The 11525-nt window shown below is 39.5% G+C and carries 8 protein-coding genes and 1 riboswitch; of the genes, 6 read left to right on the top strand and 2 right to left on the bottom strand.

The annotated features are described in order from the left end of the window. Both metH and IEV41_RS08135 read left to right on the top strand, forming a co-directional pair. On the top strand, positions 1 to 3402 hold the full coding sequence (gene metH, locus IEV41_RS08140; protein ID WP_188387893.1) for a methionine synthase: 3402 nt from the start codon (positions 1 to 3) through the stop codon (positions 3400 to 3402). 12 nt (positions 3403 to 3414) lie between these two features. After that, positions 3415 to 3936: a DUF1572 family protein gene (locus tag IEV41_RS08135; RefSeq protein ID WP_188387892.1), complete on the top strand. Its 522-nt coding sequence runs from the start codon at positions 3415 to 3417 to the stop codon at positions 3934 to 3936. A gap of 77 nt (positions 3937 to 4013) precedes the next feature. Here the strand turns inward: IEV41_RS08135 and IEV41_RS08130 are convergent, their stop codons facing one another. Next, complete coding sequence (locus IEV41_RS08130) at positions 4014 to 5009, bottom strand: YeiH family protein (protein ID WP_188387891.1); 996 nt, start codon at positions 5007 to 5009, stop codon at positions 4014 to 4016. Between the two features lie 121 nt (positions 5010 to 5130). On the opposite strand from IEV41_RS08130, the gene IEV41_RS08125 reads away from it, so the two are divergent. After that, on the top strand, positions 5131 to 6024 hold the full coding sequence (locus IEV41_RS08125) for a LysR family transcriptional regulator (RefSeq protein WP_188387890.1): 894 nt from the start codon (positions 5131 to 5133) through the stop codon (positions 6022 to 6024). Positions 6025 to 6072: 48 nt separating this feature from the next. On the opposite strand, the gene IEV41_RS08120 is transcribed toward IEV41_RS08125, so the two are convergent. Further along, a complete protein-coding gene (locus tag IEV41_RS08120) occupies positions 6073 to 7329 on the bottom strand; it encodes a homoserine dehydrogenase (RefSeq protein WP_188387889.1) in 1257 nt (418 codons plus the stop codon). A 313-nt stretch (positions 7330 to 7642) separates the two neighbouring features. Continuing rightward, a riboswitch (SAM riboswitch) is annotated at positions 7643 to 7736 on the top strand. A 78-nt stretch (positions 7737 to 7814) separates the two neighbouring features. Between IEV41_RS08120 and IEV41_RS08115 the strand changes: the two genes are divergently transcribed. From IEV41_RS08115 to IEV41_RS08105, 3 genes are all read left to right on the top strand, one after another. Next, positions 7815 to 8927, top strand: coding sequence for a methionine biosynthesis PLP-dependent protein (locus IEV41_RS08115; protein WP_188387888.1), 1113 nt, complete (start codon positions 7815 to 7817; stop codon positions 8925 to 8927). Then, positions 8924 to 10066: a cystathionine beta-lyase gene (gene metC / locus IEV41_RS08110; RefSeq protein WP_188387887.1), complete on the top strand. Its 1143-nt coding sequence runs from the start codon at positions 8924 to 8926 to the stop codon at positions 10064 to 10066. Before IEV41_RS08115 ends, metC begins: the two co-directional genes overlap by 4 nt. 158 nt (positions 10067 to 10224) lie before the next feature. Next, positions 10225 to 11370 carry a sugar diacid recognition domain-containing protein gene (locus IEV41_RS08105; protein WP_188387886.1) on the top strand — a complete coding sequence of 382 codons (1146 nt, stop codon included), beginning with the start codon at positions 10225 to 10227 and terminating at the stop codon, positions 11368 to 11370. The last annotated feature ends 155 nt before the right edge of the window (positions 11371 to 11525 follow it).

The following is an 11525-nucleotide window of genomic DNA, read 5'->3' as shown; positions in this document are numbered from 1 at the left end:
ATGAGAATAGAAGAAGCGTTAAGAGAGAGAATTCTTATTTTAGACGGTGCGATGGGAACAATGATTCAAGCACTGGATTTAACAGCAGAAGACTTCGGTGGGGAAGAGTATGAAGGGTGTAATGAATATTTAGTTCATACACGCCCAGATGCAATCAAGGATATTCATCGTAAATATGTTGATGCAGGAGCGGATATTATCGAGACGAATACATTCGGGGCAACGAATATCGTACTTGCAGATTACAACCTTCAACATTTAGATGAAGAACTGAATGAACGAGCGGCACAATTAGCGAATGACGCAATCAAGGAATCTGGCAAACTAGCGTACGTTGCGGGTGCGATGGGGCCGACAACGAAAGCGATTAGTGTAACGGGCGGTGTAACCTTCGAAGAATTAATTGAGGCATATCATCGTCAAGCAAGAGGGCTACTACGTGGTGGTGTAGACGTCTTACTTGTGGAGACATGTCAAGATATGCGTAACGTAAAAGCTGCATCAATCGGTATTGAGCAGGCATTTGAAGAACTGAGTATACGTGTTCCAATTATGATTTCTGGTACGATTGAGCCGATGGGTACGACATTAGCTGGACAAACGATTGATGCGTTTTACGTTTCAATTGGGCATGCGAAACCATTATCTATTGGGTTGAATTGTGCAACTGGACCTGAATTCATGCGTGATCATATCCGTACATTGTCTGATTTAGCTGAAACGTATGTCACATGTTATCCGAATGCTGGTTTACCAGATGAAGATGGTCATTATCATGAATCACCAGAGTCGTTAGCGAAGAAGTTACAAGAGTTCGCGGAACAAGGCTGGTTAAATGTTGTTGGTGGATGTTGTGGTACAACGCCTGCACATATTACGGCAATGAGAGAAGCAGTTGATGGCATGCAGCCACGTCAAGTGAAGCAAGTGACGAATCATATGGTAAGTGGATTAGAATCGCTTCATTATGACGACTCTATGAGACCATTATTTGTTGGAGAACGTACAAATGTTATCGGTTCACGTGCGTTCAAACGTTTAATTGCAGATGGAAAGTTTGAAGAGGCTTCTGAGATTGCAAGAGCGCAAGTGAAACGAAATGCACACGTCATTGATGTTTGTCTTGCCGACCCAGACCGTGATGAAATCGAAGATATGGAACGATTTTTGGAGAAAGCAACGAAAGTATTGAAAGTACCATTAATGATTGATTCGACAGATGAAGAAGTAATCGCAAGAGCCTTAACCTATTCACAAGGGAAAGCAATCATTAACTCGATTAACTTAGAAGACGGCGAAGAACGATTTGAAAAAGTTGTTCCACTTGCGAAAAAATTCGGTGCAGCATTAGTTGTTGGAACGATTGACGAAGACGGAATGGCGGTATCGGCAGATCGGAAAATTGAAGTTGCAAAACGAAGCTATGACTTACTAACGAAAAAATACGGTATTCGTGCATCTGATATTATTTTTGACGCGCTCGTATTCCCTGTTGGTACAGGGGATGAGCAGTATATCGGTTCGGCATATGAAACAATTGAAGGTATTCGTCGTATTAAAGAAGAATTACCGGAATGTTTAACAATACTTGGTGTAAGTAATATTTCTTTCGGATTGCCACCTGCTGGTCGAGAAGTATTAAACTCCGTTTTCTTATATCATGCGACAAAAGCAGGTCTTGACTATGCAATTGTTAATACAGAGAAGCTAGAGCGTTATGCATCGATTCCACAAGATGAAATTGATTTAACGGATAAGCTCCTATTTGAAACGAATGACGACACGCTTGCAGCTTTTACTGCGTATTTCCGTGGGGTGAAGAAAGAAGAAAAAGTAGTTGTCGAGAATTTAAGTTTAGAGGAGAGGCTTGCTCGTTATATCGTGGAAGGAACGAAAAATGGTTTGCATAATGATTTAGCGGAGGCGCTTGAGCGTGGGGATATCCCACTTGATATTATTAACGGTCCATTGATGAATGGAATGGATGAAGTCGGTCGTCTTTTCAACGATAATCAATTAATCGTTGCAGAAGTACTACAGAGCGCAGAATCGATGAAAGCGGCAGTAGGATATTTAGAGCCGCATATGGAAACGACAGAAGCAACGAAAAAAGGAAAGGTTATGCTTGCAACGGTAAAAGGCGATGTGCACGATATCGGGAAGAACTTAGTTGAAATTATTTTAACGAATAATGGCTTTGAAATTGTGAACTTAGGAATTAACATTCGTCCAGATGAACTCGTTCAACAAGTGAAGAAACATAAGCCAGATATTATCGGACTATCAGGATTACTCGTGAAGTCAGCACAACAGATGGTATTAACAGCACAGGATTTACGTGCTGCAAATATTTCAACACCAATTATGGTGGGGGGAGCAGCATTAACACGTAAATTTACAGATAACCGTATTACTCCTGCATATGATGGAATGGTCTTATATGCAAAAGATGCGATGAATGGTCTTGATTTAGCGAACCGCCTTGCGAATATGGAAGAGCGTAAGAAATTAGAAGAAGAGCAAGAGCGTAAAAAAGAAGTTGCAGCAGACGTACAAGTAGAGAAGGTAGAAGTAGCTAATATCCCAGCCCGTTCAGATATTGGGACAGCTCCTGTATTCGTACCGTCAACATTGAAGCGAACAGTATTAAGGAATATTCCGATTGCTCATTTAGCGCCGTTCATGAACCGTCAAATGTTAATTGGACATCATTTAGGGTTAAAAGGAAGGCTTGATCGCCTTCTAGAAGAAGGAGATAGCCGTGCACATGAATTGAATGACTTAGTAGACAGTTTACTGCAAGAAGCGGGGGAGATTTTAAAGCCACGTGCGGTGTATCAATTTTTCCCTGCACAGTCAGATGGAGAGGATATTATCATCTATGACCCGAACGATCACAGTAAGGTCATTGAGCGCTTTACATTCCCGCGCCAAAAGAAAGCACCGTATTTATCATTAGGTGACTTCTTACGCCCTGTAGGTGATGAAATGGATTACGTAGGCTTCTTTGCGGTAACAGCTGGTCACGGTGTCCGTGAAGTCGCAGAGGAGTATAAAGAGCAAGGAGAGTATTTAAAGAGTCATGCAATCCAGTCAATTGCATTAGAGTTAGCAGAAGGATTAGCAGAGCGTACACATATGCTTATGCGTGATGTCTGGGGATTCCCAGATCCAGTAACAACAACGATGCACGACCGTTTCCGAGCGGCGTATCAAGGTATTCGTGTATCGTATGGATATCCAGCTTGTCCAGAATTAAGCGATCAAGCGAAGCTATTTAGCTTAATTCAACCAGAAGAACTTGGCATTCAGTTAACAACAGGATTTATGATGGAGCCAGAAGCGTCTGTTACAGCCATGGTATTTGCACATCCAGGGGCGCGTTATTTTAACGTTTTGTAAGGGGGAGAAGGAATGGAGAGAGCATATCTCGAAAGTACTATCCAATGCTATAAAGGGTTAAAGCGTCAAGGAGAACGAGTACTTGCTCAATTAACAAACGAACAACTTCATTGGCGATACAACGAGGAATCAAATAGTATTGCCATCATCGCCAAGCATTTACATGGCAACATGTTATCACGTTGGACAGATTTTCTCACGACAGATGGAGAAAAGGAATGGCGTGACCGTGACAGGGAATTCGAAGGTGATTATTCTTCTAAAGAAGCGCTGTTAGAAGCGTGGGAAGAAGGATGGAAGGTGTGCTTTGATGCGTTAAATACAGTAAACAAGGACAATTTGTTTCAAATCGTCTATATACGAGAAGAGCCACAAAGTGTATTAGACGCCATCCAGAGACAATTAGTACATTACAGTACACATATTGGTCAAATTATCTATATCGGCAAAATGGTGAAAAATAAAGAGTGGCAGTGCTTATCGATTCCTAGGGGGAAATCAAGGGAATTCAATGAGCAGATGAAAAAGAAGTAGTATTTAATTAAATATGAGGATAAAAAATAGGTAACTTCCAAGTAATAAAGGAAGTTACCTATTTGCCATGGTGTATATTAAAGAAGCACATAAATTAACAAAATTGCTGAACCAATTTGAATAAGGCCAATACACAATCCGTATAGAGAGGCTTTCATACCATATGCGATAAGTTGATCAATTTTAATATGCATTCCTATACCGGCAAGGGCAATCAGTTCAAATGCACCACTAATAGACTTAGAAATATGAGATAGTGTTGGAGAGAGAACTCCTAAGCTAAAGAGCGTGCACATAAGAAAGAATCCAATAATATACCACGGAATATTCGTTTTTTTCTGTTTGACAGCTTGTTCGTGCGAGCCAGAACGCTGTTTCCAATAAGAGAAGCTAAGCACAACAACTACTAAGAAAAGAATGCGTATAACTTTGAACAGTAATGCCAGTTCTTTAATTGATTCGTCCATTAAGCTCCCACTTGCAACTACTTGCCCAACTGATTGAAGAATCCCGCCAAGTAATGCAGCTGATTGATTCGTTTCTCCGTTGTAAAGAACGGTTGCAACAAGGGGAAGAAGAAGCATTAATACTGTTCCAAGTAAATTTACAATCGTTATGGAGATACCCTTTTCTGTGTCATTTGCGCCAATAACAGGCGCAGTAGAAGCGATGGCAGACGAACCACATACACCATTGCCGCTAGCCATGAGAAGCTGAAAGTTCTCTGAGAATCCTAGTTTCTTTCCAATCCAAATAGCACTTACAATTGTCAGGAGAAGCTGCATGAGGATAAAGCCCACTCCATATACACCGAGCAAGAAGAGGGCTTGAATATGAATTGTTGTACCTAATAGAACGATTGAACAAGATAATAATGTTCCTTCTGCAAATTTCGTCCCGGCTGTAAATCGTTCATTTTTACAACATGTGTTCCCAGCAATAATACCAAGAAGAATGGCGATTGTTGCACTGCCAATACTCTGTATATACGTTCCTAAAAAGGTACTAAGAAGCGCAATGCATATACATATGGCAAGTCCAGGTAGGATATTAGTGATTTGTTGTTTGTTCATTGCCATTGGCTCCTTTCCTACCATTTTTTCTCTCTTTTTAGTATAATGACAGTAGAATAATAAGGAAAATGAATATATTTAATAAAAACGATTAGAAAAATTAATGGTTAGGGGGAGTATCGTGTTAGACGAGTTGAGAACATTTCTTGCGGTAGTAGAGCATAAAAATTTCACGAAAGCAGCCGAGAGCGTGAATTTATCACAGCCGAGTGTTAGTTTGCATGTAAAGCGATTAGAAGAATATTTTCATACGACGCTTATTGGACGTTCGCATAAGCAGAAGAAAATCGTTGTGACACCAACTGGCCAACTCGTTTATGAACGAGCAAAACACATCCTCCATCTTGTAGAAGAGTTGAAAAGCGATGTGAATAGTTATCATCATGTTGTAGAAGGTAGTTTACGAATTGGTGCTAGTTTTACCATCGGAGAATATTGTTTGCCTGCTTTTTTAGGAGAGTTTTCGAAGAAATATCCAGAGCTTACATTACATATTACAATTGATAATACGACTGGAATTTGTGAGCGGATGAAGAAGTATGAGCTAGACGTTGGTCTAGTAGAGGGGTTAGTTACGTCGTCACATTTCTCATATGAGCAGTTTGCGAAGGATGAGATGGTATTGGCAGTGCCGAATCATCACTCGTTAGCAGGGAGAACGTTTTCACTTGATCATGTGCAGAACGAAACGTGGATTAGTCGGGAAGATGGATCTGGTACACAAGAATATTTGAAGCTATTTTTAGCATCGAACTACATTGCACCGAAGAACATCATTACGTTTGGAAGTAATTACGCGGTGAAAGAAGCGGTTGCGAATGGACTCGGGATTACGCTTATTTCATCCGATGTGACGGAACGAGCAGAAGTAAATGGGGAATTAGCGACGATTTCGTTACCACAGCCGTATATCCGTCGTCTGTCTATGATTCTTTTAAAAGAAAGTTTGCCATCAAAAGCAACGGAAGTATTCATGGAAGAATTAAAAGCATATATGAAACAAAAAGAAGGTTAACGATATGTTAGAATAACGTTAACCTTCTTTAATCTTTATATTGGAATATTAAATAGTTGAAATAACTTCTTTCGTCCTAGTATAAAGCTGTTCGTTCGTTACGTGTGCACTGTATAATGCAACGTCTTCGGCATATTGTGCGAGTAATTGATACGTAGGTGTTCCGTGTGTTTTGTATAAGAGCGCTGACCCATACGGAGAGGATGCACGTTGTAAAATAGCTCCGTTTTCTTGTAATATATCAACCAATTTCTCACAACAATCTTCTCTTGTGAAGAGAAGGGTATATGTTGATGTTGGGCGTTCTGCATTTTCTGGGACACGAGTTTGTTTTGGTACCTCTGGAACGACTTTCTCCTTCGTATAGAACGAAACAAGGTCTTCAATAATTGCGCTAGATGTTGCATTTGCTCCTGCACCAGGACCTTGTAATGTTAAGAAGCCAAGTGTTTTTGCTTTAAAGCGAATGGCATTGTCTACGCCTTCTACACCGTAAAGAGGATGTGTATTATCTACGAAATGTAGTCCAACGCTTACTTGTAGGGCATCGTTAATAGACACAAACTGTTTTAAGCGGAAGCCGAGTGTTTCTGCAAGTAATAATTCATCTGTTTTCACTTTTGAGATGCCCTCGACAAATACATCTTCCCAGTGAGGTTGTGCACCGTACATTAAGTTACTTAATACCATTGCTTTGTAGAATGGATCGTATCCTTCTACATCATTCGTTGGATCTGGCTCTGCATAACCTTTTGCTTTTGCAATTTCCAAAGCATCTTCAAATGACGCTTTCTCTGAGCGCATGTAGCTTAAAATAAAGTTACTTGTTCCGTTTAAGATAGCTTCAATTTGTTCAATGTGGTTGAACTGAAGTAATTCTTTAATTGTGCGAATAAGTGGAATGCCCCCACCTACACTTGCTTCATAAGCAAAGAAAACGTTGTTTGCTTTCGCTATTTCTTCGATGTCTTTTCCATGTCTTGCAATTAAATCTTTGTTTGCAGAAATAACGTGGCAACCTGCGTTTAGTGCATCTTTAATATACGTTAATGTCGGTTCGATGCCGCCCATTGCTTCAATGACAACATCTGGTTTTTCTTTTGCGAGTAATTCATGAAAGTCTGTTGTTAACAATATATCCTTTGCAATACTTCGCTCTTTGTGAGGATCACGAATAAGAGCACCTGTAATTTTTACTGTTTGCTTTACCACATTTTGAATTGTATTTTGCTCGTTTGTAATGTTTGTGTATACCCCATATCCAATTGTTCCAAACCCTAATAACGCCACTTTAACTTCGCTCATTCTTGAACCTCCCACATACTTTGTTTGTTGTTTGCACATATGAAAAATGAATAGATAACTAGACGTATAATGCCATATTCAACCAGTTGGAAAAGATTGAAACTTGCAACTTTTTAGAAAAATAAAATTTTGATTATTACCATATCACGGCATTTTTTTATTTGTCAATTATTATTTTGAAGTGTTTTGTTTGCATTTAGTGGAAAGAAGTTGATGAAAAGGTGGAATTTTCTTTGTTTTTTATAAAATTAGAAAATTTTTGTTGCCAAGTTTCATTTTGTTATTGTATGATGTGTGTAATTGTAAAAATATTTTCTTATCCAGAGAGGTGTAGGGACTGGCCTGTAGATACCTCAGCAACCGTCAGCATATAGAGCTGAAAAGGTGCTAATTCCAGCAGATAAGAGGAAGTGACGTTATAGGAATGTCAAAAACCTTCTTCTTATGAAGAAGGTTTTTTTATTTTATTAAAGGAGATGAAGTGAGTGTATAGAGTGGACACGAAAGTAGCACAAATTGGGAATCGAAGCGAGGAAGTAACGGGTACAGTTAGTGCACCGATATACTTATCAACAGCATATCGTCATGCGGGAATTGGGCAATCAACGGGATTTGACTATATTCGAACGACGAATCCGACACGTCAATTAGTAGAGAAGGCAATTGCTGATTTAGAAGGCGGGGATGCAGGGTTTGCCTGTAGTTCCGGGATGGGAGCAATCTTAACGCTTCTGTCTCTTTTCAAAGCAGGGGATGAATTAATTGTCTCGGATGACTTATATGGCGGAACGTATCGTTTATTTGAAGAAGTATTTGCGAAATATGGACTGAAGTGTCATTACGTAGATACAAGCTCTGTGCAAGCAGTTCACGGGGCAATTAACGAATCGACGAAGGCAGTTTTTTTAGAAACACCAACAAATCCATTAATGGTAGAGTGTGATATTGAGGCAATTGCTTCGGTGGCGAAGCGTCACGGGTTATTATGTATTGTCGACAATACATTCTTAACACCTATCTTACAACGTCCAATCGAATTAGGAGCAGATATTGTTATTCATAGTGCAACGAAATACTTAGGTGGTCATAATGATGTGCTTGCTGGCTTAATTGTGACGAAGGGAGAAGAGCTATCAACGCAAGTGGCGAAGTACCATAATGCAGGCGGTGCGGTGTTAAGTCCGTTTGATTCCTGGTTGTTAATGAGAGGGATGAAGACATTGTCACTTCGTATGAAAAAGCATGAAGAGAATGCGAAAGCGTTAGTGGAATACTTAGAGGAATGTGACGAAGTAACAGATGTCTTATACCCTGGAAAAGGTGGAATGGTTTCGTTCCGCATTCAGCATGAGTCAATGGTGAATCCATTCTTGCAATCATTATCGTTAATCTGCTTTGCGGAAAGTCTAGGTGGACTTGAAAGTTTCATCACGTATCCAACAACGCAAACACATATGGATATTCCAGAAGAGATTCGACATGCGCGTGGGGTATGTAATCGATTATTACGTTTCTCTGTTGGTATTGAAGACGTAGAAGATATTAAGCAAGACTTAGCGCAAGCATTGAAAAAAGCGAGTGAGGTGGTCGTAAGGTGAGTGAATTTACATTTCAAACGAAGGTGTTGCACGGAAAGCATAGGATTGAGCCGACATATGGTGGTGTAAGTGTACCAATTCATCATACGTCAACGCATCACCAGTATGATATTGATGCGTTTGGAAAATATGATTATAATCGTGCTGGGAATCCGACGCGTGAAGCATTAGAGGATACGATTGCAGAATTAGAAGGTGGAACGAGGGGATTTGCTTTTTCATCAGGGATGGCTGCTATCTCTACCGCATTTCTTCTTTTGTCGGCAGGAGATCATGTCATTATTACGGAAGATGTGTATGGTGGGACGTACCGTTTTGTGACGGAAGTGTTAGGAAGAATGGGTATTTCGTATACGTATGTAGATATGACAGATATTGAAAAAGTACGCGAAGCTATTCAACCAAATACGAAAGTAATTTATATGGAGACACCGTCAAATCCAACGTTAAAGATTACAGATATTAGAGCTTTGACACAGCTAGCGAAAGAAGTAGGCGCTTTAACATTTTTAGATAATACATTTATGACACCACAACTACAACGTCCTCTTGAGTTAGGGGTAGATGTTGTGTTGCATAGTGCGACGAAGTTTCTCGGTGGACATAGTGATGTGCTTGCAGGGTTAGCAGTAGTGAACGATTCACAGTTAGCGTATCGTCTTGAATTTTTGCAAAAAGCATTCGGAGCGGTATTGGGAGTACAAGATGCATGGCTCGTGATGCGTGGTATTAAGACATTACATGTACGTATGGAGCAGTCAATGAAAGCGGCACTCCAACTAGCTTCTTACTTAGAGCATCATTCGAAGGTGAAGCGTGTCTATTATCCAGGCTTAGCCTCGCATGAAGGATACGAGATTCATCAAGAACAAGCATATGGACCTGGAGCAGTACTTTCATTTGAATTATGTGATGAAGATACCTTCCGTTTGTTTGTAGAAAAAATTAAAATCCCTGTATTTGCGGTAAGTCTTGGTGGAGTAGAGTCAATTTTGTCGTATCCAGCCAAGATGTCACATGCTGCAATGCCACAAGAAGAGAGAGAGAAGCGTGGTATTTCTAATACGTTACTACGATTCTCGGTAGGGCTTGAAAATATAGAAGATATATTGCAAGATTTCGAGCAAGCATTACGATAAGTTGGAGAGATACAACGTAAGAAAGAGTTGTCTCATTCATTTTGACAAATGAGGCAACTCTTTTCTATACAACTGACATAAAGTTTGTATTTTACTATAATAGAAGAAAAAGAACATAAGGCATGTTGTTTCGTACGTTGTAGGAAAGGGTGGACTTCATGGCATTATTGTCAAAAGAGCTAGCACAACAAATTGTCAATCGAACGATGAACGTCATTCATCATAACATTAATGTGATGGATGAAAAAGGCGTTATTATCGCCTCAGGTGAAAAGTCACGTATTGGAACAGCGCATGAAGGAGCGATATTGGCACTTCGACGTAGTAGCCGTATTGATATAGATGATAAGCAGTCAAAGCAATTACAAGGTGTGAAAGTAGGTACAAATCTGTTAATTGAATTCCAAGAGAAGGTACTAGGCATTATCGGAATAACAGGTGATCCACGTGAAGTATCACAATTTGGAGAATTAATGAAAATGACAGCTGAAATGATGATTGAACAAGCGTATTTCATTCATAAAATGGAATGGACAAATCGACTGAAAGAGGAATTTATTTTCTCTCTTATTTACGACCGTAATCCTTCATATAGACAAGTAGTAGAGTATAGTAACACATTAGGTATTCGATTAGATCACCCATGGGTTGCAAGTCTAATTGAAGTCCCTATAGAACAGATATCCTCAGATGAGCAGATGAAGCGGATGAATCTCGTTATGAATGAAGTAACAAACTGTTGTCCTCACACATTAACAGCTGTAGTGGATTCGAACTATATTGTGTTATTGGATGATGTAAAGCTACATGGCAATGTTGAGGAACGCCTTCTTTCTGTACAACATAACTGTGAGCAATTGCTTAATATAAGGGTACGTATTGCAAGTGGGAAACAGTCTACACATATGAAAAACGTGCATACATCCTATAAAATTGCACAAACAACGTTACAAATTGGAAAAATATTATATCCAGAAGAGCAAGTATATACATTTGAGCAGTTGAAAGTCCAGGCTTTGTTTTATGATATGCATACGACATGGAAGGAAGAAGCGCTAGACGAATCGTATGATTATCTTGTTAAACAAGATAAAAATGGAGAACTACGCAACACATTACACGCGTTTATAGAAGAAAATGGTGAGTTGAGTCAAGTGGCAACGAAGTTATTTATCCATCGCAATACACTCCGTTATCGCTTGAATCGTATTTATGAACTAACAGGGAAAGATCCGAAGAATATTCACGACCTATTTTGGTTGTACGGGGCTATGTTACGTCATACATTCCAAGTAGCCGAGTAAAAGCAGCTTATTGGCTGCTTTTTTCTTTTATTGTTGTTGTGCAAATGAACAACTTTTTTATATAAAACAAGAGAGAATCTTGTCTTTTTGCCTAATGATGAAAACGCTTTCTTCGTTCATACTGAAAGTAACAAAAAAAGAAAGGGGACAGAGGA

The sequence above is a fragment of the Priestia taiwanensis genome (genome assembly GCF_014638355.1).
Classification (GTDB): domain Bacteria; phylum Bacillota; class Bacilli; order Bacillales; family Bacillaceae_G; genus Priestia_D; species Priestia_D taiwanensis.
Note: the sequence above shows the minus strand (reverse complement) of the source record. Positions and strands in the feature narration are given on the sequence as shown.

Bases quoted from the DNA above. Each gene is read 5' to 3' on its own strand.
- metH (WP_188387893.1), top strand. From the start codon at position 1: ATGAGAATAGAAGAAGCGTTAAGAGAGAGAATTCTTATTTTAGACGGT.
- IEV41_RS08135 (WP_188387892.1), top strand. From the start codon at position 3,415: ATGGAGAGAGCATATCTCGAAAGTACTATCCAATGCTATAAAGGGTTA.
- IEV41_RS08130 (WP_188387891.1), bottom strand. From the start codon at position 5,009: ATGAACAAACAACAAATCACTAATATCCTACCTGGACTTGCCATATGT.
- IEV41_RS08120 (WP_188387889.1), bottom strand. From the start codon at position 7,329: ATGAGCGAAGTTAAAGTGGCGTTATTAGGGTTTGGAACAATTGGATAT.
- IEV41_RS08105 (WP_188387886.1), top strand. From the start codon at position 10,225: ATGGCATTATTGTCAAAAGAGCTAGCACAACAAATTGTCAATCGAACG.